At 67.9% G+C, this 26361-nt stretch carries 34 protein-coding genes and 1 other RNA gene; 22 read left to right on the top strand and 13 right to left on the bottom strand.

Annotated features, from left to right (window positions below):
• The first annotated feature begins 51 nt into the window (after window positions 1–51).
• From LRA89_RS10205 to LRA89_RS10190, 4 genes are all read left to right on the top strand, one after another.
• Window positions 52–1692, top strand: a complete 1641-nt coding sequence (locus tag LRA89_RS10205) for a histidine kinase famiy protein (protein ID WP_082467202.1) — start codon at window positions 52–54, stop codon at window positions 1690–1692.
• Between the two features lie 81 nt (window positions 1693–1773).
• Window positions 1774–3948 carry a histidine kinase dimerization/phosphoacceptor domain -containing protein gene (locus LRA89_RS10200; RefSeq protein ID WP_230770060.1) on the top strand — a complete coding sequence of 725 codons (2175 nt, stop codon included), beginning with the start codon at window positions 1774–1776 and terminating at the stop codon, window positions 3946–3948.
• Window positions 3945–4460 carry a hypothetical protein gene (locus tag LRA89_RS10195; RefSeq protein ID WP_230770059.1) on the top strand — a complete coding sequence of 172 codons (516 nt, stop codon included), beginning with the start codon at window positions 3945–3947 and terminating at the stop codon, window positions 4458–4460. Before LRA89_RS10200 ends, LRA89_RS10195 begins: the two co-directional genes overlap by 4 nt.
• A gap of 411 nt (window positions 4461–4871) precedes the next feature.
• Window positions 4872–6347: a M16 family metallopeptidase gene (locus LRA89_RS10190; protein WP_230770058.1), complete on the top strand. Its 1476-nt coding sequence runs from the start codon at window positions 4872–4874 to the stop codon at window positions 6345–6347.
• Between the two features lie 196 nt (window positions 6348–6543).
• On the opposite strand, the gene rplS is transcribed toward LRA89_RS10190, so the two are convergent.
• Together rplS and trmD are read right to left on the bottom strand one after the other, a co-directional pair.
• Window positions 6544–6933, bottom strand: a complete 390-nt coding sequence (gene rplS, locus LRA89_RS10185; protein WP_055759814.1) for a 50S ribosomal protein L19 — start codon at window positions 6931–6933, stop codon at window positions 6544–6546.
• A complete protein-coding gene (gene trmD / locus LRA89_RS10180) occupies window positions 6930–7667 on the bottom strand; it encodes a tRNA (guanosine(37)-N1)-methyltransferase TrmD (RefSeq protein ID WP_230770057.1) in 738 nt (245 codons plus the stop codon). The genes rplS and trmD overlap by 4 nt, the downstream gene beginning before the upstream one ends.
• An 81-nt stretch (window positions 7668–7748) precedes the next feature.
• Here trmD and LRA89_RS10175 point away from each other — a divergent pair, with 81 nt between their 5' ends.
• From LRA89_RS10175 to LRA89_RS10165, 4 genes are all read left to right on the top strand, one after another.
• Complete coding sequence (locus LRA89_RS10175; protein WP_230770056.1) at window positions 7749–8669, top strand: NAD(P)/FAD-dependent oxidoreductase; 921 nt, start codon at window positions 7749–7751, stop codon at window positions 8667–8669.
• A 64-nt stretch (window positions 8670–8733) separates the two neighbouring features.
• Window positions 8734–9165, top strand: a complete 432-nt coding sequence (locus LRA89_RS10170) for a hypothetical protein (RefSeq protein WP_230770055.1) — start codon at window positions 8734–8736, stop codon at window positions 9163–9165.
• Window positions 9166–9266: 101 nt separating this feature from the next.
• The gene (locus LRA89_RS20495; protein ID WP_268934911.1) at window positions 9267–9401 is read left to right on the top strand and encodes a hypothetical protein; all 135 of its coding nucleotides are present in this window, start codon (window positions 9267–9269) and stop codon (window positions 9399–9401) included.
• A gap of 52 nt (window positions 9402–9453) precedes the next feature.
• The gene (locus tag LRA89_RS10165; protein ID WP_230770054.1) at window positions 9454–9846 is read left to right on the top strand and encodes a BLUF domain-containing protein; all 393 of its coding nucleotides are present in this window, start codon (window positions 9454–9456) and stop codon (window positions 9844–9846) included.
• Between the two features lie 4 nt (window positions 9847–9850).
• Here LRA89_RS10165 and rimM read toward each other — a convergent pair whose 3' ends face one another.
• The 4 genes from rimM to ffh form a co-directional block, all read right to left on the bottom strand.
• Window positions 9851–10312 carry a ribosome maturation factor RimM gene (gene rimM, locus LRA89_RS10160; RefSeq protein ID WP_230770053.1) on the bottom strand — a complete coding sequence of 154 codons (462 nt, stop codon included), beginning with the start codon at window positions 10310–10312 and terminating at the stop codon, window positions 9851–9853.
• 22 nt (window positions 10313–10334) lie between these two features.
• Window positions 10335–10457, bottom strand: a complete 123-nt coding sequence (locus LRA89_RS20490) for a hypothetical protein (protein ID WP_268795739.1) — start codon at window positions 10455–10457, stop codon at window positions 10335–10337.
• Between the two features lie 96 nt (window positions 10458–10553).
• Window positions 10554–10928, bottom strand: coding sequence for a 30S ribosomal protein S16 (gene rpsP, locus LRA89_RS10155; protein WP_055759797.1), 375 nt, complete (start codon window positions 10926–10928; stop codon window positions 10554–10556).
• A 50-nt stretch (window positions 10929–10978) separates the two neighbouring features.
• Window positions 10979–12496, bottom strand: coding sequence for a signal recognition particle protein (gene ffh / locus LRA89_RS10150; RefSeq protein ID WP_230770052.1), 1518 nt, complete (start codon window positions 12494–12496; stop codon window positions 10979–10981).
• Window positions 12497–12772: 276 nt separating this feature from the next.
• Here ffh and LRA89_RS10145 point away from each other — a divergent pair, with 276 nt between their 5' ends.
• Window positions 12773–14407: a putative bifunctional diguanylate cyclase/phosphodiesterase gene (locus LRA89_RS10145; protein ID WP_055759794.1), complete on the top strand. Its 1635-nt coding sequence runs from the start codon at window positions 12773–12775 to the stop codon at window positions 14405–14407.
• Here the strand turns inward: LRA89_RS10145 and LRA89_RS10140 are convergent.
• Window positions 14382–14960 (bottom strand): DUF924 family protein, encoded by a 579-nt coding sequence (locus tag LRA89_RS10140; protein ID WP_230770051.1) that lies wholly within the window; start codon window positions 14958–14960, stop codon window positions 14382–14384. The genes LRA89_RS10145 and LRA89_RS10140 overlap by 26 nt on opposite strands.
• A 22-nt stretch (window positions 14961–14982) precedes the next feature.
• Between LRA89_RS10140 and mtaB the strand changes: the two genes are divergently transcribed.
• The 3 genes from mtaB to LRA89_RS10125 are packed head-to-tail and all read left to right on the top strand — an operon-like array spanning window position 14983 to window position 17749.
• Window positions 14983–16194 carry a tRNA (N(6)-L-threonylcarbamoyladenosine(37)-C(2))-methylthiotransferase MtaB gene (gene mtaB, locus LRA89_RS10135; protein WP_443024961.1) on the top strand — a complete coding sequence of 404 codons (1212 nt, stop codon included), beginning with the start codon at window positions 14983–14985 and terminating at the stop codon, window positions 16192–16194.
• Window positions 16191–17120: a signal recognition particle-docking protein FtsY gene (gene ftsY / locus LRA89_RS10130; protein WP_055759784.1), complete on the top strand. Its 930-nt coding sequence runs from the start codon at window positions 16191–16193 to the stop codon at window positions 17118–17120. Before mtaB ends, ftsY begins: the two co-directional genes overlap by 4 nt.
• On the top strand, window positions 17117–17749 hold the full coding sequence (locus LRA89_RS10125) for a septation protein A (RefSeq protein ID WP_230770049.1): 633 nt from the start codon (window positions 17117–17119) through the stop codon (window positions 17747–17749). The genes ftsY and LRA89_RS10125 overlap by 4 nt, the downstream gene beginning before the upstream one ends.
• A 224-nt stretch (window positions 17750–17973) precedes the next feature.
• Here LRA89_RS10125 and LRA89_RS10120 read toward each other — a convergent pair whose 3' ends face one another.
• A complete protein-coding gene (locus LRA89_RS10120; protein WP_230770048.1) occupies window positions 17974–18585 on the bottom strand; it encodes a superoxide dismutase in 612 nt (203 codons plus the stop codon).
• A 115-nt stretch (window positions 18586–18700) separates the two neighbouring features.
• Window positions 18701–19723 carry a phage shock protein operon transcriptional activator gene (gene pspF / locus LRA89_RS10115; RefSeq protein WP_056497833.1) on the bottom strand — a complete coding sequence of 341 codons (1023 nt, stop codon included), beginning with the start codon at window positions 19721–19723 and terminating at the stop codon, window positions 18701–18703.
• Between the two features lie 175 nt (window positions 19724–19898).
• Between pspF and LRA89_RS10110 the strand changes: the two genes are divergently transcribed.
• The 10 genes from LRA89_RS10110 (at window position 19899) to LRA89_RS10065 (ending at window position 24203) form a co-directional block, all read left to right on the top strand.
• Complete coding sequence (locus LRA89_RS10110) at window positions 19899–20039, top strand: hypothetical protein (RefSeq protein WP_156349126.1); 141 nt, start codon at window positions 19899–19901, stop codon at window positions 20037–20039.
• Window positions 20040–20104: 65 nt separating this feature from the next.
• Window positions 20105–20773: a phage shock protein PspA gene (gene pspA / locus LRA89_RS10105; RefSeq protein ID WP_055759773.1), complete on the top strand. Its 669-nt coding sequence runs from the start codon at window positions 20105–20107 to the stop codon at window positions 20771–20773.
• A gap of 5 nt (window positions 20774–20778) precedes the next feature.
• Window positions 20779–21063 carry an envelope stress response membrane protein PspB gene (pspB, locus tag LRA89_RS10100; protein ID WP_055759770.1) on the top strand — a complete coding sequence of 95 codons (285 nt, stop codon included), beginning with the start codon at window positions 20779–20781 and terminating at the stop codon, window positions 21061–21063.
• The gene (gene pspC / locus LRA89_RS10095) at window positions 21063–21443 is read left to right on the top strand and encodes an envelope stress response membrane protein PspC (protein ID WP_055759767.1); all 381 of its coding nucleotides are present in this window, start codon (window positions 21063–21065) and stop codon (window positions 21441–21443) included. The genes pspB and pspC overlap by 1 nt, the downstream gene beginning before the upstream one ends.
• 38 nt (window positions 21444–21481) lie before the next feature.
• Complete coding sequence (locus tag LRA89_RS10090) at window positions 21482–21784, top strand: hypothetical protein (RefSeq protein ID WP_056497834.1); 303 nt, start codon at window positions 21482–21484, stop codon at window positions 21782–21784.
• 61 nt (window positions 21785–21845) lie between these two features.
• Entirely contained in the window at window positions 21846–22151 is a 306-nt protein-coding gene (locus LRA89_RS10085; protein ID WP_230770252.1) for a hypothetical protein, read from the top strand.
• A gap of 11 nt (window positions 22152–22162) precedes the next feature.
• Entirely contained in the window at window positions 22163–22426 is a 264-nt protein-coding gene (locus LRA89_RS10080) for a hypothetical protein (protein ID WP_055759756.1), read from the top strand.
• 21 nt (window positions 22427–22447) lie between these two features.
• Window positions 22448–22678: a hypothetical protein gene (locus LRA89_RS10075; RefSeq protein ID WP_055759755.1), complete on the top strand. Its 231-nt coding sequence runs from the start codon at window positions 22448–22450 to the stop codon at window positions 22676–22678.
• Window positions 22679–22702: 24 nt separating this feature from the next.
• Entirely contained in the window at window positions 22703–23107 is a 405-nt protein-coding gene (locus LRA89_RS10070) for a SufE family protein (protein ID WP_055759754.1), read from the top strand.
• An 82-nt stretch (window positions 23108–23189) separates the two neighbouring features.
• Window positions 23190–24203, top strand: coding sequence for a hypothetical protein (locus LRA89_RS10065; protein WP_230770047.1), 1014 nt, complete (start codon window positions 23190–23192; stop codon window positions 24201–24203).
• A gap of 4 nt (window positions 24204–24207) precedes the next feature.
• Here the strand turns inward: LRA89_RS10065 and LRA89_RS10060 are convergent, their stop codons facing one another.
• The 4 genes from LRA89_RS10060 to LRA89_RS10045 form a co-directional block, all read right to left on the bottom strand.
• Window positions 24208–24507: a (2Fe-2S) ferredoxin domain-containing protein gene (locus tag LRA89_RS10060; RefSeq protein WP_230770046.1), complete on the bottom strand. Its 300-nt coding sequence runs from the start codon at window positions 24505–24507 to the stop codon at window positions 24208–24210.
• Entirely contained in the window at window positions 24504–25040 is a 537-nt protein-coding gene (locus LRA89_RS10055) for a J domain-containing protein (protein WP_056497836.1), read from the bottom strand. Before LRA89_RS10055 ends, LRA89_RS10060 begins: the two co-directional genes overlap by 4 nt.
• Window positions 25041–25208: 168 nt before the next feature.
• Window positions 25209–25610: RNase P RNA component class A (gene rnpB, locus LRA89_RS10050), an RNA gene on the bottom strand.
• Between the two features lie 33 nt (window positions 25611–25643).
• Window positions 25644–26276 (bottom strand): N-acetylmuramoyl-L-alanine amidase, encoded by a 633-nt coding sequence (locus LRA89_RS10045; RefSeq protein WP_230770251.1) that lies wholly within the window; start codon window positions 26274–26276, stop codon window positions 25644–25646.
• Between the last annotated feature and the right edge of the window lie 85 nt (window positions 26277–26361).

The raw sequence follows: 26361 nt of genomic DNA, 5'->3' as shown, positions 1-26361 counted from the left end.
ACGGTACGCCAGCGGCTTTGACGGGAAGTTTCGAACCGGTAGAGTACCCCCATGGCGAGCCCTGCGAATACCGAAACGGGCGCGACGGGCGGTCCGCCGCCGCATCTGGCGCAAGCCAACGACGACATGCGCGATCCGAACAACGAAATCTTCTTCGCGGCGGTCAAGACGACGCGCATGCCGATGACCGTCACCGATCCCAACCTGCCCGACAATCCGATCATCTTCGCCAACCCGGCGTTCCTGTCGATGACGGGCTATGGCTGGGACGAACTGATCGGCAGGAACTGCCGGTTGTTGCAGGGGCCGGAAACCGATCGCGACACCATCGACGAGATTCGCCGCGCGATCGAACAGCAGCGCGAAACCTCGGTCGAGGTGCTGAACTACAAGAAGAACGGCAGCGCCTTCTGGAACGCGCTGTTCATCTCGCCGGTCTTCGACAAGAACGACAAGGTCCGCTATTATTTCGCCTCGCAGCTCGACGTCAGCCGCCGGCGCGATGCCGAGGACGGGCTGCGCCAGGCGCAGAAGATGGAGGCGGTCGGGCAGCTCACCGGCGGCATCGCGCATGATTTCAACAATCTGCTGACGGTGATCCAGGGGTTCACCGACATGCTGCTCAACCAGATCGACCGCGCCGACGACCGGCCGATCGATCCCGCCCGCGCGCGCCGCTCGCTGAAGGCGGTGATGCAGGCGGCCGAACGCGGCGCGGGGCTGACGCAGCAGCTCCTCGCCTTTTCGCGCAGGCAGAAGTTGCAGGGCCGCGTCGTCAACGTCGACGATCTGGTCGATTCGATGATGCCGCTGTTCGCACGCACCATCGGCACCGCGCGGCTGGCGATCGAGCTGACGCGCTGCGGTTCGCACTGCAACGCGCGGATCGATCCGGTGCAGGCGGAAACGGCGATCCTCAACATCCTGCTCAACGCCCGCGACGCGATGCCCGGCGGCGGCACCGTGCGCATCACCGTCGAAAAGGCGCGGATCGATCCGTCCGACGCCGGTTTCGGCGACGTGGCCAGCGGCGACTATATCGAACTGGCGATCAGCGACACCGGCACCGGCATTCCCGCCGCCATCCGCGACCGCGTGACCGAACCATTCTTCACGACCAAGGATCAGGGCAAGGGCACCGGCCTCGGCCTGTCGATGGTCTATGGCTTCATGAAACAGTCGAACGGCGCGCTGCGCATCGAATCGGAAGAAGGCAAGGGCACGACCATCCGCCTGCTCTTTCCCGCCGTCGACAGCGCGGCCGATCCGCTTAGCCAGCGTATGCCGCGCGCCGAAGCCGAATCGCAGGGCAGCGAAACCGTGCTGGTGGTCGAGGACCAGAGCGACGTCGGCGATCTGGCGGAGGCGATCCTCGGCGACTTCGGCTATCGCATCCTGCGCGCCTCGAACGGTCCCGATGCGGTCGCCATCCTTGAAAGCGGCCGACCGATCGACCTGCTGTTCACCGACCTCATCATGCCCGGCGGCATGAACGGGGTGATGCTGGCACGCGAGGCGCGGCGGCAACGCCCGCGCCTGAAGATCCTGCTCACCACCGGCTATGCCGAGGCGTCTATCGAACGGGTCGATGCGCGCGGCACCGAATTCGATCTCATCAACAAACCGTACAAGCGCGTCGACCTTGCCGCCCGCGTTCGCCAGGTACTGGATGGACCGACCGGCGTCGGATGATAAGAAGCGGTATATCACGAAAATGGTACGACCCTCGCCGGCATATCGGGCGGGCAAGACATGTTGTGGAAAGGCGCGGGTTTGGCGACGATTCCTGAAGTGCATACCCCCTTCGATCCGGTCGACGCGCGATCCCCCTCCGCGCTGGGGCAGGACCTGACGGCCTGCGACCGGGAGGCGATCCATGTCCCCGGCGCGATCCAGCCGCACGGCGTGCTGCTGATCGCCGATGCCGACAGCCTGATGGTCGTCGGCGCGGCGGGCGATTATGCCCCGCTGGTCGGCACCGTCTGGTGGAACACGTCGCTCGCCGCCGTGTTCGGCGAGGCCGGGGTCGCGATCCTCGCGGGCGAGGGCACCACCCACACGCTGACGCCGCTGATCGGCGGCGACCGGTCGGCGGTCGCCCACCGCGAGGGGCGCCACTGGCTGATCGAGCTCGAACCGCGCACCCCCGGCGCGCCGGGCACCGACGACGCGCTGGCGTGGATCGCGCGCGGCGCGGAGGAGTTTTCGCGCGCGATCGATCTGGAGGATCTGGCGGCGCGCGCCGCGGCGATCTTCGCCGACCTGACCGGGTTCGACCGGGTGATGATCTATCGCTTCCTCGACGATGATTCGGGCAAGGTCGTCGCCGAACGCCACGCCGATGGCATGGGCAGCTTTCTCAACCACCATTTCCCCGCCTCCGACATTCCGCGACAGGCGCGCGCGCTCTATATCCGCAACCGGGTGCGGGTGATCCCCGACGTCGGCTATGCCCCCGCGCCGATCGTCGCGTCCGATCCGGCGCTGGCGCAGGTCGACCTGAGCGATGTCGGCATCCGCGCCGTCTCGCCGATCCATATCCAGTATCTCCACAACATGGGCGTCGCCGCCTCCGCCTCGGTGTCGATCGTCAAGGACGGGGTGCTGTGGGGCCTCGTCGCCTGCCACCACCGCAGCCCGCGCGCGCTGTCATGGCTCCAGCGCAAGACCTGCGAACTGGTCGCCGCTACCCTCGCGCAACAGATCCGCGCCAAGGAAGAAGCCGCCGACTATCGCGAACGCCTGCGCCTGCGCGCCGCCGAGGATGCGCTTGGCCTGCGGCTGGCGCAGGACGGCGATCCCGATCAGCTCGCCGCGCTGGTCGGCCACGAGCTGCAACGGATGCTCGGCGCGGACGGTTTCGCGCTCCACCGGGGAACCTCGCTCCACACCACCGGCCATGTGCCCGCGCGCGAGGACATCGCCGATATATCGGCATGGGTCCGGCGACAGGGGGTCAGCCCGCTCCACACCGCCAGCCTCGAACAACGCCTGCCCGCCGCCCGCGCCTATCGCGATCTGGCGAGCGGCCTGCTCGCCATCGTCCTGTCGGTCGACGAACCGGTCGTCCTGCTGTGGTTCCGCGCCGAGGAATTGCAGACCGTCAAATGGGCCGGCAACCCGCACAAGGCGGTCGCCGTGGCACCGGGCGAGCACCTCACCCCGCGCGCCTCGTTCGAGGCGTGGAGCGAGGAAATCCGCGGCTGGGCCCGGCCATGGTCGAATGCCGAGATCGAGGGCGCGCACCGCCTGTCGCGGATGTTCTTCGACCTGCGCCAGCGCCGCCGCATCACCGATCTCAACCGCGAACTGAACCGCGCGGTCGCCGACAAGGACGTGCTGCTGGCGCAACAGGACACACTCATCAAGGAGGTCAACCACCGCGTCCAGAACAGCCTGCAACTCGTCGTCGCCTTCCTCGCGATGCAGGCCAATGCCGAGAATGACGAGACGCTGACCCGCCACCTGACCGAAGCGCAGCGGCGGCTGTCGGCGGTCGCGCTGGTCCATCGCCGGCTCTATTCGGACGACACTGTCACCGCCGTCGACCTCGGCCGCTATATCGAGGACCTGCTGGGCGAGATGCAGGGATCGATGGGCGACGAATGGCGCGGGCGGCTGACGATGGACGTGGCACCGATGCTCATCAACGCCGACGCGGCGGTGCAGGTCGGGCTGATCCTCGTCGAACTGGTCATCAACGCGCAGAAATACGCCTATGAGGGCAAGCCCGGCCCGATCGCGGTGACGCTGGAGCAGTTCCGCAACCGCTTCCGCCTGACCGTCGCCGACCGGGGGCAGGGCCGGCTCGGCACGCGGCAGGGGTTCGGCACCCGCATGCTGAACGCGATGGTCCAGCGGCTCGACGGCACGATCGAGGAGATCGACAACGCGCCGGGGCTGCGCTTCATCGTCTCCGCACCCGTGGGCGTGCCCGAGGACGCATGACCGCTTCCCAGGCGCTGCGCGCGGCGACGGCGGCGGCGCATGACGCGGTCGACGCCGCCTATGCCCGCTTCGACCTGACCGACCGCGCCGGCTATGCCGCGTTCCTCACCGCCCACGCCCGCATCCTGCCGCCGGTCGAGGCGGCGCTGGCGGCCTGCCCCGCCCTGCCCGGCTTCCGCCCGCGCACCCCCGCGCTCGCCGCCGATCTCGCCGCGCTCGGGCAGGCGATGCCCGCGCCGAAGGCCGTCGGCATCCCGCACGATCCGGCGGCGGCATGGGGCATGTTCTACGTCGTCGAGGGATCGCGGCTCGGCGGCGTGATGCTCGCCCGACAGATCGCCCCCGGCCTCCTCCACGCCTATCTCGCCGCCGGGCACGGTCCCGGCGACTGGCGCACGATCCGCGCCGCGATCGACGCTGCCGCCACCGGCGCCGATTGGACCGCACGCGCGGTCGCGGCGGCGGAACGGTGCTTCGGCTGGTATGGCGCCGCGGCCGTGACTCCCGCATGACCGAATGACTGATCGCCCACGACCTGCTCCCCTCCCTGACAAGGGAGGGGTTGGGGGTGGGTAGGCCGGTTGTGGGGCGTGTACGTTTCCTTACCGGCCAACCCACCCCCGCCCCCTCCCTTGTCAGGGAGGGGAGGTGCCACGAACCGCGGCGCGGTTGAATGTCGATCGGTTCTAACGCCGCCGGTCTGGGCCGCGCGGTATCGCCTGCACCGATCGATCAGCGCTTTCTACCACGGCCGGACGATGCCCGGCATCCCGGACATGCCGGCGTTCGATGGACGCCACGCCCCAATACCGGCCGCTGTCCTACAGCGCCGACGATCGATAGGGTCGCGCTGCGTCACGATCCTGCCCCAAATCTCCAGCACCACGGGGCCGGACAGGCGATCCGGGTGGAGACTGCGACGAATGCGAAAATGGTTGTCGATGGCGCTCGGTGTCCTCCCGCTCGTCGCGTGCTGCGTCACCGCCGACGCCGCCCCGCGCGCGCGCCAGCCGTCCGCCCGCGCGACGGTGCCGCCGGGCGGATGGGGCACGCCCGTCACCGGCCGGTTGCGCAACGGCGTCCGCTTCGCGATCCTGCCCCGGCGCGGCGGTGAACCGGGCGTCGGCATATTGATGCGCAACGAGGGCGGCTTCATCGCCGAACGCCGCCCCGGCGAGCGCGGCCTTGCCCATCTGATCGAGCATGTCGTGTTCCACAGCCCGACACGCGGATCGCCCGACGATCGCGATCACTTCATCCGCATCGGGCTGCAACACACGTTTCCCGCCCCGGAGGTCGCGACGACGAGCTGGCGCGAGAGCAATTATTTCCTCTCCACCAAGACGCGCTCGCCGGCCGATCTGGAAGCCACCGTCGCGCTGCTGCGCGAAGCCGCGAGCGACCTGACCTTTCGCGCCGACGCGGTCGATGGCGAACGTGCCTCGGTCATCGCCGAAATGGCCGACAAGCGGCAGGGCAACGCCATCTATGCCGATTACATCGCGGCGGTCGCCCCCGGTTCGCCCAACGACCTGCTCGACGCGCAAAACTCCGACGACGTGCCGACCGCCAGCGTCGCCACGATCCGGGAGCTGTATCACCGGCTCTACCAGCCCCAAAACATGATGCTCGTCATCGTCGGCAATGTCGAACCGGCCGCGATGCGCTCGCTGATCGAACGGCATTTCGGACACTGGGCACAGACCGCGCCGCCGTCACGCCCCGCCCGCTATCCACAGTTCCGGCCCGATCGCATCCGCCCGGTCAGCGTCGCCACCCGCGCCGACGGTCGCCGCGCGGCCCTGCTCGCCGTGGTGATGCCGACGCCCGCCCCGCCCGCCTCGCGCGACCAGCAACGCCGCGCGCAACTGATGGACCTGCTGCTCACCCGTGCGGTGGGCGACCGGCTGGCGGCGCTTGACCCCGGCAGCCCGCCGGGCAAGCGCGGCGTGTTCATCGAAAACGGCGAACAGGGGCATCGCCAGATCATGGTCTGGGATCATTTCGCCGAGGGGCAATGGCAAGCGGCGGCGCAGGCGTTGCGCCGGACGACCTGCGCGATCGCCACCACCGGCTTCACGCCGGGCGAATGGGATGTGGCACGGCGCAACCTGCTCGCCGATCTGATGCAACGCGCGACCGACATGCCGAAGGCGACGAACGTCGTGATCGCCAAGGACCTGTCGCATGCGCTGGCCGACGACCGGGCGCTGATCCCGCCCGACGAACTGCTGCATCACGCGCGGACGCTGCTGCCACGTATCGACGTTGCGACCGGCAACGACTGGTGGCGGGCGCAATGGCGCAGCGGCACCGCACACCTCCGCGTCGAGGCTCCCGAACTAGCCGGCGTCGCCGATCCCGTCGCGCTGGTCGGACAGATAGCACCGCCCTGCTGACGCAAACGATGCGTGGTTAGTGTAAACTTTGTAAACTTTGGCGGTTCCCGGCGCGATCGATCGCCCTGCTCGATCAGTCGGCGACCATGAAAAAGGGGCGCGGCGACCATGAAAAAGGGGCGCGGCGACCATGAAAAAGGGGCGCGGCGACCATGGTCGCCACGCCCCCGCATTCACCGGGCAGGTGCCCCGCCGATTACTCGGCGGCGGTCGCCTTCGCCGGGCGCGGATCGCGACGCTCGGCGATACGCGCCGACTTGCCGGTGCGGCCACGCAGATAATACAGCTTGGCGCGACGCACGACACCGCGACGCACGACCTCGATCGAATCGATGTTGGGCGAATACAGCGGGAAAACGCGCTCGACGCCTTCGCCGAAGCTCATCTTGCGGACGGTGAACGACGAACCCATGCCGGCGTTCGACCGGGCGATGCACACGCCTTCGTAGTTCTGCACGCGGGTCCGCTCGCCTTCGACGACCTTCACGCCGACCTTGAGGGTGTCACCGGCGCGGAAATCGGGGATCGACTTCGATTCGAGGAACTTGGCGATCTGTTCCGCTTCGAGCGTCTGGAGGAGGTTCATTGCTTGTGACCTTCGTCTTTGTCGTGCGCGCCAGAGGGCGACTGGACCCGAGCGTCGACATGACGCTCCCACAGGTCCGGCCGCCATAGCCGTGTGTCGGATTCCGCCTTGGCCTTGCGCCACGCGGCGATCCTCGCATGATCCCCCGATCGCAACACTTGCGGGATCGTGCGCCCCTCCCATTCATTGGGACGGGTGTACTGCGGATATTCGAGGAGGCCGCTTTCGAAGCTTTCCTCGACACCGCTGGAAGCCGCGCCCATTACGCCGGGAAGCAGCCGAACGCAAGCGTCGAGCAGCACCAGCGCGCCCATCTCGCCGCCCGACAGGATATAGTCGCCGATCGATACCGGCTCGATGGCGCGCCCCTCGAACAGCCGCTCGTCGAACCCCTCGAACCGCCCGCACAGGATGACCGCGCCCGGCCCTTGCGCCAGCGTCCGCACCCGGGCCTGCGTCAGTCGCGGCGCACGCGGCGTCATCGCCAGCACCGGCCGGCCGGGTTCGACGCTGTCGAGCGCGCTGGCCAGCACATCGGCGCGCAGCACCATCCCCGCGCCGCCCCCCGCCGGGGTATCGTCGACCGACTTGTGCTTATCCGTCGCGAAGTCGCGGATCTGCACCGTGTCGAGCGACCAGCGCCCCTCGCGCAGCGCCCGCCCGGCGAGCGACACGCCGAGCGGTCCGGGAAACATCTCGGGATAGAGGGTCAGGACGGTCGCGGCGAAACTCATGGCCGCTCCCCTGCCAGCATGCGACCGGGAACGAAAGACCGCGCGCACCATTTGCGCCCGTACCAATACGAATGGAACGACATGCCCGAAGCACCGGCGGACTGCATCATCATCGGCGCCGGCCCCGCTGGCCTCACCGCAGCGATCTATCTCGCGCGCTTCCACCTCTCGATCCGCATGTTCGATTGCGGCTCCAGCCGCGCGGCGCTGATCCCGCGCACCCACAACCACGCCGGCTTCCCCGGCGGCATCGCCGGCACCGAGTTGCTGAAACGAATGCACGACCAGGCAGCGATGTACGGCGCGACCTGCGAGGCGGCGAGCGTCACCGCGATCGAGCGCGACGGCGAGGACTTCGTCGTCCGCACCGCCACCGGCGCCACGCGAGGTCGCACCGTACTGTTGGCCACCGGGGTGGTGAACCACCGCCCGCGCGGCCTGACCGACGCCGTCCATGACGAGGCGCTACGGCGCGGACTGCTGCGCTACTGCCCGATCTGCGACGGCTATGAAGTCACCGACGCGCGCGTCGGCGTGATCGGCACCAGCGACCACGGCATGCGCGAGGCGCTGTTCCTGCGCGGCTATACCGCCGATGTCACGCTGATCGCCCCCGACAGCGACCACGACCTCGACGACACCTGCCTTGCCGCGCTCGACGAAGCCGGGATCGAGCGGGTCGATGGCCCGTGCGGCGACTATCGCATCGACGGCGACCGGTTCGTCGTCCGCACCGCGGCGGGCGACCGCAGCTTCGACAGCGTCTACCCGGCGCTCGGCTCGCACATCCGGTCCGAACTGGCGGTGGCGGCCGGAGCCGCCGCGACTGCGGACGGCTGCCTCGAGGTCGACGATCACCAGCGCACCTCGATCCCCGGCCTGTTCGCGGCGGGCGATGTGGTGAAGGGCCTCGACCAGATCAGCCACGCGATGGGCGAGGCCGGCGTCGCCGCCACCACGATCCGCAACCTGCTCTCCGAACGCCGCCCGCTGCGCCGCTGAGCGGTTGCCGCCATCGGGACGTCGGCCTATCGTCGCGGCACCGACGAGGACCGGAGATCGCACGATGCGCTGGCTGCTGACGACGCTTGCGCTACTCCCCGCCCCGGCCGCCGCCCAGTCGATCGACCGCATCCTCGCCGCCGCCGCCGAACGCGCCGCCGCCGACGAATGCCGCTCGACCGATCCCGACACGCTGGTCGTCTGCGCCCGCGACGACCACCGCCACCGCCTGCCCCTCGCCACCCCACGCGAACCCTTCGCCGAGGGGGCGGTGGCGGGCGAACCCGCCCGCACCGCCACGACCGATCCGTTCCGGCAAGGCTGCGGCATCTTCGCCGGCCAAGTCCGCTGCGCCCGCCGCGAGATGGAAGCGTACGGCTACAAACGCGGAGCCGATCCGGTGACGTTCGTCGGCCGCCTGCTGACGAAGGCGATCGACCCAGATGCCGACATCGGCCCGCCACCCCCCGACCCGCCCAAACCGCGCGGGCGATAGCGCCCGGCCCCCACGACTTGCTTTCGCCCGAACGCTACCACCAGATATTCCCTTGGCGCATGCATCAGCTCGACCGCTGACGTTGATCCATTGAGGCGGTGTTGGCCGGCATCCATGCCGCTTCGATCAGGATATGCTTCCCGGACAGCGCCGGCGTCGTGCTTGTCGTCGCCGGCTGGATCGGCGTGCGGCTGATGCTCGGGCTCGGCTGGCCGTTGACGGCGCCGGGGTTCTGAGTGGACGGTCCGCGCCCTTGATCCTGCCCGGACGCGATCCTATTCCTTTCGGGTGACCAACGTTCCCCTGCGCCAGATTTTCTACGCCAGCCTGTGCGGCGATCCTATCGATCTCGACGACATTCTGCAGCAATCGCGGCATAACAATGCGGTCGACGGGATCACCGGACTGTTGTGGTTCAACGACGGCCATTTCCTGCAAGTGCTCGAAGGTCCGGCGGACAGCGTCGCCAACGCCTATGCCCGGATCGCCGCCGATCGGCGACATCACGACATCCGCATCCTCTCCGACCGGAGCGTCGCGGCGCGCGAATTCGGCTATTGGAGCATGGAGCGCGGGTCGGCCTGTGCCGACACGGGCTTGCGCCAGCGGCTTGCCCGGCGGCTGTCGGATGCCCCGGCGGACATCCGCGCCGCCTTTGCCGCCAGCCTCGCCGACGACTGACACACTATTCGACGGCGAAGATCGCCTCGATCACCAGTCGGTCGTCGTTCCATTCGGGCACCGCATGCGGCTGCATCGGCACCATGAAGCGCTTGCCCGTCGGCCGTTCGATCTCGATCACGTCGCCCGCGCCGAAATCGTCGATCGCGACAATCTGTCCCAGCGCCTCACCGGTGGTCGACACCGCCGGCAGGCCGAGCAGATCGGCGTGATAATATTCGCCCTCGCCAAGCGGGGGCAGTTCGTCGCGGCCGATCCACAGCTCGGTGCCACGCATCGCCTCGGCCTTCGTCCGATCGGCGATCTCGCGAAAGCGGCCGATGACGCCGTTGGTCGCCGGACGCACCGACTGGAGCGTCAACGCACCGCCGTTCAGTCGCGAATAGCTGGACAGATCGTCGGTGAAGAGCTTCAGCCGCACCTCGCCGTTCAGCCCATGGGCACCGGCGATGGCGGCGAGCACCACCCGCCGCTCGCCGCCGCCCGGCTTATCCGGGGGAGTCTGCGTCGCCTTCGGGGGCGTCGTCGCGGCCTTCGGCGGGGTCTTCCGCCGAACGGCCCTGGTTGGTGGCGTCGTCGTCATGCGCTGGGCTGGTTTCCGGGTCGGTCATGCGGCCATGCTCCTGTCGTGGGACAGGCGATAACGCGCAGGCGCGACCAAAGGCTGCCCGCGTCCGCCGACGTGCGGCGGACGCGGGACGATGCCCTTATGCTTCGGCGGGAGCGTTGGCGGCTTCTTCGGCGGCCTTCGCCTTTTCGGCGCGCTCCTCGGCGCGCTCGACGGCCTTCTCGCCCGGCTTGCCCTTGTTGGGATTGTCGCGGGCAGCGCGTTCCTTCACACCGGCCTTGTCGAGAAAGCGGGCGACGCGGTCGGTCGGCTGCGCGCCGACGCCCAGCCAATGGGTCGCACGCTCGGCGTCGAGCACGACGCGCTTCTCGTCTTCCTTGCCGAGCAGCGGGTTGTAGGTGCCGATCTTCTCGATGAAGCGGCCGTCGCGCGGGCTACGCGCATCGGCAACGACGATGCGGTAATAGGGACGCTTCTTCGAGCCGCCACGCGACAGACGGATGCTGAGTGCCATGTGAATCTTCTTCCTTCGTTGGTTCGTGTAAGCCGGATCGTTGCCGGCGGTTACTTCTTCTTGATGAGATTGCCGAAGCCGGGGGGAAGCTGCGGCATGCCGCCCTTACCGCCCATGCTGCTGCCCAGCCCCGGCAGGCCGGGCATCTCGCCCCCCGCCTTGCCGAGCAGATCGCCCAAGCCCTGTCCGCCCAGCGCATTGCCAAGGCCGGCCATGCCGCCGCCCGGACCGCCCTTGCCCAGCATCGCCATCATGCCCTTGATGCCGCCCATCTTCTTGAGCTTCTTCATCGCGGACTGCATTTCCTGGTGCATCTTGAGCAGCTTGTTGATGTCCTGCACCGTGGTGCCGGAGCCCTTGGCGATGCGGATCTTGCGCTTGGCGTTGATGAGTTCGGGCTTGGCGCGTTCCTTGACCGTCATCGACGTAATCATCGCGTCCATGCGCAGCAGGATCTTTTCGTCCATCGCGCCCGACGCCATCGCCGCCTGCGCCTTCTTCATGCCGGGGATCATGCCCGCCAGCGCGCCCAGACCACCCATCCGCCGCATCTGCGCCAATTGCCCGCGCAGGTCGTTCATGTCGAACTGGCCCTTGGCGAGCCGCCCGGCCATGCGCTCGGCATCCTCGGCCTCGATCGACTCCGCCGCCTTCTCGACCAGCGAGACGACGTCGCCCATGCCGAGGATACGGCCAGCGACGCGCTTGGGATGGAACGGCTCGATCGCGTCGAGCTTCTCGCCGGTGCCGGCGAACTTGATCGGCTTGCCGGTAACAGCGCGCATCGACAGCGCGGCGCCGCCGCGCGCATCGCCGTCCATCCGCGTCAGGATCACGCCGGTCAGCGGCACCTGATCGGAGAAGTTCTGCGCGACGTTGACCGCGTCCTGACCGGTCAGCGCGTCGACCACCAGCAGCGTTTCGTTGGGACGGGCGATGTCGGACACCGCCTTCATCTCGTCCATCAGCGCCTGGTCGACGTGCAGCCGGCCCGCCGTGTCGAGCATGACGACGTCATAGCCCTGCAGCTTCGCCGATTGCAGCGCACGCCGGGCGATGTCGACCGGCTGCTGGCCTGCCAAGATCGGCAGCGTCGCGACCTCGACCTGCGTGCCCAGCACCGCCAACTGTTCCTGCGCCGCCGGGCGATTGACGTCGAGCGACGCCATCAGCACCTTCTTGCCCTCGCGCTTGCTCAACAGCTTGGCGAGCTTGGCGGTGGTCGTCGTCTTGCCCGAGCCTTGCAGGCCGACCAGCATGATGACGGCGGGCGGCGTGACGTCGACGTCCAGCTCGGCGGTGTCCGGCCCCAGCATGTCGACCAGCGCGTCGTGGACGATCTTGACGACCTGCTGCCCCGGCGTGATCGATCGCAGCACGTTGTGACCGACGGCGGCCTCGGTCGCCTTGTCGACGAACTGGCGGGCGACCGGCAGCGCGACATCGGCTTCGAGCAGCGCCACGCGGACTTCGCGCATCGCGGTCCGCACATCGGCCTCGGTCAGCGCGCCGCGACCGCGCAGGCGATCGAACACCCCTCCCAGCCGGTCACTCAGACTCTCGAACACGCGGACCACTCCATCCTGACACCCCCGGAAAAGGCTCAAGCAAAACACGCCGGCGGACGAAACCTCGTCGGCCGGCGTCGCCCATGGGCGGCAATGCTGAACGCTTCCCGGAAGAAACGATCCGCTCCCCTACCCCAAAGGGTCGCGCCATGCAACCCGCCGGCGGAATGCGTTGATGCGCGTCCTGCGGTGCCGGCTCGGAACTCGTGCTTCCACGAGGTCCCAAACAGCTTCTTAACAACTTCTATACTCCTCGGACGGCATCCTTGTCGCCGCATGGAACCGGACCGCCCCCGCGTCATCGACGTCGCACCCGATCCGTCGCCCCCCGAGCGGCGGCAATGGTGGGCGCTCGTCTTCAGCGCGGCGGCAACCCTCCTGTTTCTGGGCGTCGGCGCGGCGGTGGTGTCGAGCGCCGTGGCCTATCGTTTCGCCGGCGGACCGCCGATCGAACGGTCGCTGGTCGTGGCCCTCCTGCTCAACATGGCGCTGATCCTGTTCGGCTGGTTCCGCCACCGCGCCTTGAGCGAGGAGGTTCGCCTGCGCGCCGCCGCCGAGGAACGCGCGCAACTGCTCGCCGCGCGCGATCCGCTGACCGGCTTCCTCAACCGCCGCAGCCTGGGCGAATCGGGTGCGGCGCTGCTGTCGTTCGCGGCGCGGCGCAAGATGGCGGTCGCGCTGCTGATCGTCGATCTCGACCATTTCAAGACCGTCAACGACATGCACGGCCATGTTGCGGGCGATGCGGTGCTGCGCAGCGTCGCGATCGGCATCGCCGCCGCCATGCCGCCCGCCGCGCTCACCGCGCGGTTCGGCGGCGACGAATTCGCCTGCGCCTTCGTGTTCGACGCGCGCCATCCCGAAACCGTAGACGCGATCGCGCGTCGGCTGGTCGAATCGCTCGCGCAGCCGGTCGAGGCCGATGGCCTGCGCTGCCACATCACCGCGTCGATCGGCATCGCCCGGTCGGACAGCGACGGCGCGACGATCGACGCACTGATGCGCTCGGCCGACATCGCGATGTATGGGGCAAAGAAAGGCGGCCGCAATCGCTATGCGTGGTTCGACCGGGCGATGGAACGCGCGCTGAACGACCGCAACGATGTGGAGAGCGGACTGCGCATCGCCATCCCCGCCGGACAGGTCACGCCCTGTTTCGAAGCGCAGGTCGATCTGGCGAGCGGCCGGCTGACCGGCTTCGAGGTGCTGGCGCGCTGGACCCATCCGACGCATGGCGAGATCACCCCCGACCGCTTCATTCCCGTGGCGGAGGAAACCGGGCTGATCGGCGACCTGTCGCTGTCGATCATGCGACAGGCATTCGCCGCCGCGCGCGACTGGGACCCGGGGCTGTCGCTGTCGATCAACATCTCGCCGGTCCAGTTGCGCGACGCATGGCTGGCGCAAAAGATCATCAAGGCGACGATCGAGGCCGGTTTCGCGCCCAACCGGCTGGAGGTGGAGATCACCGAAAGCGCGCTGTTCGACAATCTGGCGCTCGCCCAGTCGATCATCGGCAGCCTGAAGAATCAGGGCGTCCGCGTCGCGCTCGACGATTTCGGCACCGGCTATTCCAGCCTCGCCCACTTGCGCGCGCTGCCGTTCGACCGGATCAAGATCGACAAGAGCTTCGTGTTGTCGTTGCTCGACAGCGCCGATTCGGCGGCGATCGTGAAGGCGATCATCGGTCTGGGCGACAGCCTGAACCTCCCCGTCACCGCCGAGGGGATCGAGAGCGCCGCCATCGCCGAACGGCTGGCGGCGCTCGGCTGCGTCAAGGGTCAGGGCTGGGCGTACGGCCGCCCGACCTCGATCGCCGATACAAGGCGGATGCTGGGGGCACGCGGACTGCTGCGCGGCGGCAGCGATCCCGACGTGCCGACGATCACCAGCCGGCGTCTGGTCGGCTGAGATAGGCGCGTTCGGCGTCTGTCGATTCGCGACCCAGCGCGGCGTTGCGCGACGGATAGCGGCCATAGGCATCGATCACGGCGGCATGGTCGCGCGCGAACTTCAGGTTGTTGGCGACGCCGAGCGATTCGAAACAGCGCAGCGAGAAGCGCGCGACGCCGCGATCCTCACTGTGCATCAGCGGCATGTAGAGGAACGAGCGTTCGAGCGGCTTGAACTCGCGGTCGTCGCCCCGCGCGATCCCGATCAGCGCCAGTTCGAGCGCCAGCGGATCGGCGGCGAACGCCTGCGCGCTGCCGCGATGGATGTTGCGCGAGAACTGGTCGAGCAGGACCACGGCGGCGAGCAGATGGTGTTCGTCGTCGCGCCACGCCGCCGCCTCGCTCGCCAGCACCGCGTCGCGCAGCGCGCCGAACCGCTCGGCAATCGTCCGATCGAGGCCCGCGTCCTTGGCGAAATGCCGGTCCTCGCCCACCTCGTCGAACCAGAAGTCCAGCACTTGCTTCGCTGCCGCGTGGACTTCCCCCGCGCCTGTCCCTAGATCACCGCCCATGCCATCCTCCGTTGGTCCCACCATGATAACGCTCGGCTGCCGGCTGAACATCGCCGAAAGCGATGCGATCCGCGCGATGCTGGGGACCCGTGACGCGGTCGTGGTCAACAGTTGCGCCGTCACCAACGATGCGGTCGCCAGCACCCGCCGCGCGATCCGCCGGGCGCGGCGCGAACGGCCGGGGGCCGAACTGATCGTCACCGGCTGCGCCGCGCAGATCGATCCCGCCGCCTTCGCCGCCATGCCCGAGGTCGACCGGGTGATCGGCAATTCGGACAAGCTCAAACCCGCCGCATGGGCCTCAACCGATGCGGTGGTCGTGCGCACCATCGACCGCGTGCTCGACACCGCGCCGCACCTGTCGGCCGGGTTCGCGGGCCAGACCCGCGCCTTCGTCGAGGTGCAGAACGGCTGCGACCACGCCTGTACCTTCTGCGCCATTCCCGCCGGACGCGGCCCGTCGCGCTCGGCCACGGTCGACGGCATCGTCGCGCAGGTCGCCGCGCTGGTCGACGCGGGCCATGGCGAGGTCGTGCTGACCGGCGTCGACCTGTCGAGCTATGGCGACGATCTGCCCGCCACGCCGCGCCTCGGCGATCTGGTCGCCGCGATCCTCGCGCGCACCGCCCTCCCCCGCCTGCGCCTCTCGTCGCTCGACCCGGCGGTCGTCGATCCGCTGCTGTTCGAGCTGCTCACCACCGAGCGGCGGGTGATGCCGCATGTCCATCTCTCGTTTCAGGCGGGCGACGACATGGTGCTGAAACGGATGCGCCGTCGCCACAGCCGCGCCGATGCGGTCGCGCTGGTCGACCGACTCAAAACCGCGCGCGGCGAGATCGCAATCGGTGCCGACCTCATCGCCGGCTTCCCGACCGAGGACGAGGTGATGGCCGCGAACAGCCTCGCGCTGATCGACGACTGCGACATCGTCCACGCGCATATCTTTCCCTACAGCCCCCGCGCCCGCACCCCCGCCGCGCGGATGCCGCAGGTGCCGCCACCGGTCGCCAAGGGTCGCGCCGATCGCCTGCGCGCCGCCGCCGCCACACGGCGTCAGCGCTGGTTGCAGGGGCAGGTCGGCACCACCGCCGCCATCCTCGTCGAACGGCCCGGCACGCGCGGGCACACGCCCGGCTTCGCCGACGTCCTCCTTCCCCCCTCGCCGCCCGGCACGATCGTGTCCGCGCGGCTCACCCATGTCGAAGGCGATCGCTTGATCGGTATGCCCCTATGAGCCTTTCGTGGCACGAACGCCTGCTCGGCGGTCTGAAAAAAACCTCCGACCGCCTGACCGGCAACCTCGTCGGCCTCTCCGCCGCACGCCTCGACGATGCGACGCTGGACGAGATCGAGGAGGCGCTGATCGCGTCCGACCTCGGCCCCGCCACCGCCGCGCGGGTCCGCGCCCGGCTGGCCGACGGGCAATATGAGCGCAACATGGAGGAACTGGGCATCCGCCTGGTGGTCGCCGAGGAGATCGAGAAGGTGCTGGCCCCGGTCGCCCGCCCGCTCGAGATCGAGGCGTTTCCCCGGCCGCAGGTGATCCTGGTGATCGGCGTCAACGGATCGGGCAAGACGACCACCATCGCCAAGCTCGCCAAGACATTGGTCGATCAGGATTACGGCGTGATGCTGGCGGCGGGCGACACCTTCCGCGCCGCCGCGATCGGCCAGCTCAGGACATGGGCCGACCGCATCGGCGTGCCGATCGTCAGCGGAGCGGAGGGCGGCGACGCCGCCGGCATCGTCTACGAAGCGGTGAAACAGGCGACCGCCACCGGCATCGACGTGCTGATCGTCGACACCGCCGGCCGCCTTCAGAACAAGCGCGAGCTGATGGACGAACTCGCCAAGGTCCGCCGCGTGCTGGGCCGGCTCAACCCCGCCGCGCCGCATGACGTGGTGCTCGTGCTCGACGCAACTACGGGTCAGAATGCGCTCAACCAGATCGAGGTGTTCAAGGAAACGGCGGGTGTCACCGGCCTCGTCATGACCAAGCTGGACGGCACCGCGCGCGGCGGCGTGCTGGTGGCGGCGGCGGAGAAATTCGGCCTGCCGATCCACGCGATCGGCGTGGGCGAGACGGCCGACGACCTGCGCGGTTTCGACGCCAACGAAGTCTCGCGGATCATCGCCGGCGTCGAACGGGTGCGCAAATGACGACCGCCCCCAAACCCGCCTCGCCGCTGTTCCGCATGGCGCTCGACTATGGGCCGCTCGGCGTGTTCTTCGTCGCCAATCTGCTGGCGTCGAAGCTGTCGCTGCCCGACATGGTCGATTCGCTGGCGCAGGTCATCATTGCCAGCATCGCGTTCATGATCGCCAGCCTGATCTCGATCATCGTGTCGAAATGGAAGACCGGCCATGTCTCGCCGATGCTGTGGCTGTCGGCCGGCCTCGTCATCGTGTTCGGCGCGCTGACGCTGTATTTCCGCGACGATACCTTCCTCAAGATGAAGCCGACGATCGTCTATGCGATGTTCGCCTCGATCCTGACCTTCGGGGTGGTGACGGGCCGCCCGCTGCTGCAACAGATGCTGGAGACGGCCTATCCGGGGCTCAGCGCCACCGGCTGGCGCAAGCTGACGGTCAACTGGGCCTGCTTCTTCGCATTCATGGCGGTACTGAACGAGGTCGTGTGGCGGCACTCGACATGGGATTTCTGGGTCGGGTTCAAGCTGTGGGGTGCGGTCCCGCTGACATTGCTGTTCGCCGGGGCGAACATTCCGATGCTGCTGCGCCACGGTCTGCAACTGGAAAAGGACGCGCCGCTGCCACCGGCCGACTGACGTTGGAGCGAAACATCGGCCCGCCACTCGTCATCCCGGCGAAGGCCGGGATCCATTGTGTCGGGTGTTAGCGGCTTTGTGGAATCCGCCCGCGCCCATGGATTCCGGCCTTCGCCGGAATGACGATGGTGGCGGGCATAGCGCATGGAGAAAAAGGGGCCGTCCTCGCGGACAGCCCCCTCTCCCAACCCTCTCCCCTGAAAGGAAGAGGGCTATGCGATGATTTACTTCACCGCGGCGTCATACCGCTCGCCGACCTTGTCCCAGTCGACCACGTCCCACCACGCCTTGAGATACGCCGGACGCGCATTGCGATAGGTGACGTAATAGGCATGCTCCCACACGTCGTTGGCGAGGATCGGCGTGCCCTTGACCGCCGCGACATCCATCAGCGGATTGTCCTGGTTCGGCGTCGAGGTGATGGCGAGCTTGCCGTCCGCCCCCACGATCAGCCATGCCCAGCCCGACCCGAACTGGTTCACGCCCGCCGCGTTGAACTGTTCCTTCAGCGCGTCGACCCCGCCGAACTGGTCGTCGATCGCCTGCGCGAGCGCGCCCGACGGCTGCGAGCCGCCGCCCTTCATGGTTTCCCAGAAGAAAATGTGGTTCCAATAGCCGCCGCCGTTGTTGCGCAGCTTGGCCGACCCGCTACCGACATTCGCCAGCAGTTCCTCGATCGACTTGCCCTCGAGGCTGGCATCCTCCGACACCGCTTCGTTTAGCTTGTCGGTATAGGCCTGATGATGCTTGTCGTGGTGGAGCGTCATCGTCTCCTTGTCGATCGTCGGCTCCAGCGCGTCATAGGCATAGGGCAGCGGGGGGAGAGTGAATGCCATCGGGTCCTCCTGTGGGCACAAAACGTCGAGCAACCGAACGCCGCTCGAACGGCTTGGCTCCGGTCGTTACGTCCGGGCAACATCTAGGGGCGGCGAGCCGAGACGCAACCGCCTCTCATCCCCCCTGCCCCAATAATCCATGGCGTTTCAGCGCATGGCGCAACTGGTCGTAGGTCAACCCCAGCGCATCGGCACACGTCCGCTGGTTATAGCGGGCCTCGGCCATCGCTCGGGTCAGCAACTGCCGTTCGAACCGGTTGACCCGCGTCTTGAAGTCGTCGCCCGGATTGTCGCGCTCGGCCGGTTCCGCCGCCACCGCGCCCGGCGCCGCGGCGGCAGGCGTCGCCGCCGGCCCCCCGCGCGGGCGATAGGGCGAGGCGAACGGATCAATCTCGCACAGGTCGATCGGCCCGGGCCGTTCCCAGCGATAGACCGAGCGTTCGACCGCATTGCGCAGTTCGCGGACGTTGCCCGGCCAGCGATGCTCCATCAACTGGTCGACCGCATTGGGGCCGAACCCCGGCCATTCATCGCGCCCGATCTCCGCCGCCATCCGTCGCCCGAAGAAATCGGCCAGCACCATGATGTCGCCCGGCCGCGCGCGAAGCGGCGGCAGCGTCACCACCTCGAAACTCAACCGGTCGAGCAGATCGGCGCGGAACGTGCCCTGATCGACCCGGTCGGGCAGATGCTCGTTGGTCGCCGCCACGATCCGCACGTCGACCCGAATCGGCCGCGACGATCCGATCCGCGTCACCTCGCCATATTCGACCGCGCGCAACAAGCGCTCCTGCGCCCCCATCGACAGCGTCCCCAGTTCATCGAGGAACAACGTGCCGCCATCCGCCTCCTCGAACCGGCCGGTGCGCGCCTTGGTCGCACCGGTGAACGCGCCCGCCTCATGCCCGAACAGTTCGGCCTCGATCAGCGTTTCGGGCAGCGCGGCGCAGTTCATCACCACCAGCGGCTGGTCCCACCGCCCCGACAGGCGGTGGAGCCGCTCGGCGACCAGTTCCTTGCCGGTGCCGCGTTCGCCGATCACCAGCACCGGGCGGTCGAGCGCGGCAGCGCGGCTGGCGCGCTCCAGCGCGTCGAGAAACGGGCCGGACTGGCCGACGACCTGGGATGCACGTTCCATGGGGCGGATGTGTGGCGTAATTTCCCAACAATTCGCAAGTCGTCATTTCGCACTCGTATCCACCGCGACCAGAACCGACGCAAAACTGCCATTTTTGAAACTGGCACGGCTCCTGCAATGACTTGTGCAAGCCCGATACAGGGCGCACCATCTCAAGGTTTCAGGGAGACCCCCAATGCGCAACCTCTCGAACATCTCGCTTTCCCAATCGCTCGCCAGCATGGCCGGTGCGATCGTGGTCAGCCTGTTCGCCCTTGGGCTGACGACCGCTTCCGGTCCGTTCGCCTTCACCCTTGCCGCAGCGCCCATGGCGTGACGCGGCAGGCCGGGGCGGTTCTGCCCCGTTCCGCTCCGGCCACCCAATTCCTTCAGGAGTAACCGATGGGTATCTTTTCCCGCACCCGTGACATCATCGCCGCCAACGTCACCGACCTGCTCGACAAGGCCGAAGACCCCGCGAAGATGATCCGCATGATCATCCTCGAAATGGAGGAGACGCTGGTCGAGGTCCGCGCGTCCGCCGCGCGCACCATCGCCGACCAGAAGGAAATGCGCCGCCATATCGGCAAGCTCGACAAGCTTCAGGAAAGCTGGACCGAAAAGGCCGAGCTGGCGCTGAGCAAGGATCGCGAGGATCTGGCCAAGGCCGCGCTCGTCGAACGGCAGAAGGCGGTCGACATGGCCGAACAGCTCAACAGCGAGATCGTCGTGCTCGACGATGCGCTGCGCGCCTCGGAAGTCGACATCGCCAAGCTGCAGAGCAAGCTGCGCGAGGCACGGACCCGGCAGAGCGCCATCCAGACCCGGATGGAAACCGCCAACAACCGCACCAAGCTGCGCGAGATGTACGCGGGCAGCAAGACGGCCGACGCCTTCAGCCGCTTCGACGTGCTGGAACGCCGCGCCGATCTGGCCGAAGGTCGCGCCGATGCCGCCGGCATGGGCCAGGCGCCCAAGAGCCTTGAGGAAGAGATCGCCGAGCTGCGCTCGTCCGACAAGATCGATGCCGAGCTGGCCGCGCTGAAGGCCCGCCTCAACCGGGAGGGCTGAGCGCGATGGGCGAATTCCTGACCGTGGCGGTCGTCATCAGCGTCCTGTTCATCGGGCTGCCGTGGCTGATCCTCCACTATATCACCAAGTGGAAACAGTCGCCGACGCTGACGAACGAGGACGAACGGCTGCTCGACGACATGCACCTCACCGCCCGGCGGCTCGAGGAACGGCTCCAGACGATCGAGCGGATCATCGCCGCCGACAATCCGGACTTCCGCCCCTCGGCACCGCGCCGGGACTTCCCGGAAAATGATTTCCGCAACCACGATTATTCACGGAGGGACTGATGTCCGGCGCACGCACGAAATTCTATGTCGACAAGGCGAATGGCAAGATGTCGGGCGTGTGCGCCGGCATCGCCGACTATACCGGCGTCGAGGTCATGTGGATCCGCATCGGCACGGTGCTGCTGACGCTGGCCGGCGGCTTCCCCTGGACGGTCATCGCCTATTTCATGATCGCCTGGATGGCGCAGAAGAAGCCCTACGGCCTCTACGACAGCCATGAGGACGAGAAATTCTGGCAGGGCGTACGGTCGAACCCGACCCGCACCGCATCGGAAATGCGCTCGACCTTCCGCGACATCGACCGTCGCCTCGCCGATATTGAAATGTATTATACCAGCCGCAACACCCGTCTGGCGGACGAGATCGACAGCCTGCGCTGATCCGGTCCCCGCCGGGGCGCGAACGAGGGAGTGAGACGATGGGTTGGGGTGGACCGGGGTTCGTGCTGGCGATCATCGCGATCGTCATGGCGGCGGGCATCGTGAAGACGGCGATCCGCGCGAAGCACGGCTATCCGCTGGACGACGAGTATGAGGGCAAGGGCAAGCGTCACCGCAACCGCGACCGGATCGCCGTCGAACGGCAGGCGCTGCTGATGGCGCAGCAGAACGAGCAGTTGCAGGGCAAGGTCCTGCGCCTCGAAGAACGCATCGCCGTCCTCGAACGCATCGCCACCGACCCCGCCGTCCGCACCGCCCGCGAAATCGACGCGCTGCGCTGAACTTTCTGGAGCGATTGCCATGATGACCTACGTCGACAATGCGACCCCGGAAAAGGTCGCGATGATGCAGATGCTGTTTCCCTTCATCGGAACGATCGTCGCGATCTCGGTCGCGGGTTGGGTGGTCACGACCTGGCTGCGGATCAAGCACGGCTACCCGCTGCAAGGCGGCTGGGGCCAGAGCGTCTACCCCAAGCGCGACGACGAGACGATCGAGCGGGTGAAGCTGCTCAGCCAAGAAAACGCGCAATTGAAGGCCGAACTCGGCTCGATCAAGGACCGGCTGGCGAACGTCGAGCGGATCGTGACTGACGGCGCGCATTCGCTGAACCGTGAGATCGAACAACTGCGCGGCCGCGCGAACTGAAAGGAACGTCGATGAGTCCGCTTCTCATTCCGCTGCTCGGCGTATCGATCCCGATCATCGCCATCCTCGCCAATCTGGTGTTCAAGCCATGGCTGGAACACCGCGAACGCCGCCTGACCGTGGAAGCCAACGCGCTTGCCGAAAAGGCCGCGCAATATGCCGCGCAGACCGAACGCCTCGAACAGCGGGTCCGCGTCCTCGAACGCATCATCACCGACCGCGGCGTCGATCTCTCCGACGAGATCGACCGACTGCGCGACAAACCCCTCAACTGATCCCAAGGGAGCGTGATCCCCATGAACCCCACCTTCCTCTTGGCGCTCGCCCTCACTTCGCTCGGCGCGGTCGCCATCGTTTCGGTCACGATGCTCTCGGGCTGGCGCGGCTGGCTCTCGCTCCAGCAGCAGCGCCTGGGCGACAAGCCGTTCAGCGCCCCGGTGCCCAACGCCGGCACCCGGATCGAGATCGCCGACCTGAAGGAACGCATCCGCAAGCTGGAAGCGATCGCCGCCGGGGTGGAACTGTAGGGCGCAGCGGGTATAGCGGCGTCCATGCAGAGCATCGACGACATCCGCGACGACTATGACTTTCTCGACGGCGACGACCGCTACCGGCTCCTGATCGATCTGGGCCGCCAGTTGGAACCAATGCCCGACGCGCTCAAGACCGACGCGACGCTGGTGCGGGGCTGTTCGGCATCGGTCTGGGTCTATCCCCAGACGCGGGACGACGGCACGCTCCATTTCCTCGCCGACAGCAATGCCGCGATCACCAAGGGGATCATCGCGCTGGTCCTGACGACGGTGCAGGACCGCGATCCCGCCGCGATCCTCGCCACCGATGTCGACGCGGCCCTCGCCCCGTTCGATCTGCGCAACCAGCTCAGCTCGAACCGGACGCAGGGCATTCCCAACATGATCGCGCTCATCCGCGAAACCGCCGGTCGCCTTGCCTGAACCCACTGGCGGACGGCGCTTTTCCGACATAGGCTGCCCCCCGCGAACTCCGGCGATCGACCGGGCATGACGGGAGGCGTGGATGCTGGTGGGACTGCGCTGGACCGGACTGCTCGCCGCCGCCGGCATGGGCATTGTCCCGCCCGCCGCCCATGCCCCGCAGCCGGTGCCGCAGGAACCGGCGGTCGACGGCCCCGACATCGTCGTCATCGCCCGCAAGCTGCGCAAGGTCCGCATCCGGTATGCGACGAACGGCCGCTGGGTCCGCACCTGCGACATCGATATTTCGAGCGGCGACGAACGGATCGACCGCATCATGTGCGCGATCCTGCGCGCCTGCGTGAAATCGGGCCACCGGGAAGTCGACGAGGCAAAGGCATGCATCGCCGGCCGTATCGACTCGCTCGACGATGCGGCGGAAGCGGCGATGCTCGCCGATCCCGGCGCACGCCAGCCCGCTACACCACCGCCGACGCCCCGCGCCCCCGACGGTCCCGACATCGTCGTGACCGGCGAACAGCCCGACATCGTCGTCACCGGCAACGCGCCCACCATGCGCGGCGGCCTGTGGCGCTTCCGGCGCAGTGCCACACTGTTGCTCGGCGGTGGGGGAGTCGGAGCGCAGCCGATGAACTTCACCCAATGCCTCCCCTCGGGCGCGATCGAGGCGATGCTGCGCCGCGCGGCGAGCGAGACCAGCCCGATGCCGATGGGCGACCATTGCAACCGGATGAGGCTCGCGTTCGACAACGGCCGGATCGACGGCCGGCGCAGTTGCAGCAACAGCCGCCCGCCAGCCAGCGCCTTGGCGACCAGCAGCAGTTCGACGAGCAGCCTCACGCTGACCGGGCAATATGACGAACGCCGTATCCGATTGGTCTATATGGTGGAGATGGAACAGACCGGGGTGGATCGTGGCGGCGGTCCGGGGTGGAACCCCGCGCGACAGGCCGGCGCGCGCTGGCAAATCACCGCGACCCGCGAAGGCGAATGTCCTTCACGCGAACGCCGCGACCAGATCGACGTCAACGAAGCGGCGCAGGCGCTGTTCGGCGTCGGCGGCGGCACCGACCTGCCGCTTCCCTTCGACGACTGAACGCCTACCGCCCCATCCCCAGCCGCGCCGCCACCGCGTCCAGATCGTCGCCCGGCCGCACCAGCAGCCATTCGCCGGGGCGTTCGCTGTCGACCACGACCACCGCGCCCTTGGGACACACGTCGAGGCACTTGACCTCGACCACGCCCGCCGCCGCCTTCGGTCCGTTCTTCAGCTTCAGGTGACGGCGCAGCGCCTTGGCCAGCGGCTTGCCGTCATCGCCGAAACCGGTGTCGAGCTTCTTCGAGCATTTCGCGCACACCAGCACCGCCTTTTCCCAGCGCGAGCGGACGTCACGCTTCATGCCGGCTTCCAGCTCCGCCGTTCCTCGGCGACGCGCAGCACGTCATACGCCGCTTGGATCGCGTGGAACTGCTTCGCCGCCTCGGCATCGCCCGGCCGCACATCGGGGTGATACACCTTGGCCAGTTTGCGCCATGCCAGGCGGACCGTGTCGAAATCGGCGTCGGGATCGCACTCCAGCACGTCGAGCGCGCGCATCTCGTCGCGCGATCGGCTGCCGTCGCCTGATCCGGCCCAGGCGTTCGACGCCGACGCCGCATAGCCGTTGGCGGTCCGCCGCTCGTCCGCCTCGCGGGCCTTGGCCTCTTCCTCGTTCAGCCCCTCGAAGTAGTTCCAGCCCTTGTTATATTCGGCGGCATGCGTTTCGCAGAAATACCAGCGGTCGGGGCTGTTGGGCGATTTGGGCGCGGGCCGGTCGCCCGGCGCCTCGCAGCCGTGCCGGTCGCACAGCCGCACCGGCTGCGCCTCGCGCCCGGCGGTATAGCCGCGCCAGCGGGGAAAACCCCAGTCGTTCGATCGTGTGTGCCGTGCCATGGCCTGCCGAAATAGGCCCTGCACCGCCCGGCGCAACCCATTGCGGGTGATGTGGTACAGGCGGTGCCGGCCCGCTCCCCCTCCCGGCCACCCATCAAGGATACGCTGTGGGTGGCCGGGAGGGGGAGCGGGCCGGCACCGCATCCGCCGTCAGGCGGATCAAAAACCAGTGTCAGAGGGTCTATAAGCCGGGTTCTGTCCACCCGCGCAAGCGGGATAGGCGACCATTCCTCTCGGGCGACACTTGCGTGGCGCCTCCAGCAACCAACCCGGGCAGCGGGCCGGAACATGCCCCGAAGCGCGTTGCCACGCCCCATGCCGCCCCTATTCGGTCTTGCTCCCGGTGGGGTTTGCCATGCCGCGTCCGTTACCGTCCGCGCGGTGCGCTCTTACCGCACCCTTTCACCGTAACCCGGCCGAAGCCAAAGGCCGTCTGCTCTCTGTGGCACTGTCCCTGAACGTATCGCCGAAACGATCCGCCCGCCGGGCGTTACCCGGCACCGTTGTTTCCGTGGAGCCCGGACTTTCCTCGATACGCACGAAGCGCAGCGCGGCCGCCCGACCCTCTGACGCAGCCGCCCCTAGCCAATCGGCCGGCGCGATTCAATCGTCGCCTTGCGGCTTGGGCAACAACAGCGCGAGCAGGAGCATGCGGCATTCGCCGTCGACCACCCCGTCGATCACCTCGGGGCGAAAGCGTCGCTGGAACGCCGTCACTGCCGCCACCTCGTCGGTCACGTCATAGCCGAAGCGTTCGAGCGCCAGCAGGAATCCCGCGTCGCTCCAGCCGGGGTCCATCAGCCCCTTGGCCGGACGTGGCAGCGCAAGGCGCAATCGCGCCAGCTTCCCCCACGGGAACAACTCGCCCGGATCATCTTTGCGCGCCGGCGCGATGTCCGAATGGCCGACGACATTGCCACGGGTGATGCCGTGCCGTTCCTTGATCGCGTGGAGCAGCGGGATCAGCGCGCCTATCTGCGCATCGGGAAAGCCGCGATAGCCCCATTCATGCCCGGGATTGACCAGTTCGATGCCGATCGACGCGCTGTTCACGTCGGTGATGCCGCGCCAGTGCGACTTGCCCGCATGCCACGCGCGCTTGTCCTCGGCCACCAGCCGGTGGATGCAGCCATCCTCCTCGATCACATAATGCGCCGACACTTCGGCGTTCGGATCGGTCAGCCGCGCGATCGCCGACGCCGCATCGATCATGCCGGTATAATGCAGCACCAGCATCGTCACCGGCAGCCGCCGTTCGTTGAAATTGGGCGACGGCGTCTCGATCCAGTCCACTTGCCCGCACCCTCCATCACGCTTCGCA

Origin of the sequence: Sphingomonas sp. Leaf4 (assembly GCF_920939515.1) — a bacterium.
Taxonomy (GTDB): Bacteria; Pseudomonadota; Alphaproteobacteria; order Sphingomonadales; family Sphingomonadaceae; genus Sphingomonas.
Note: the sequence above shows the minus strand (reverse complement) of the source record. Positions and strands in the feature narration are given on the sequence as shown.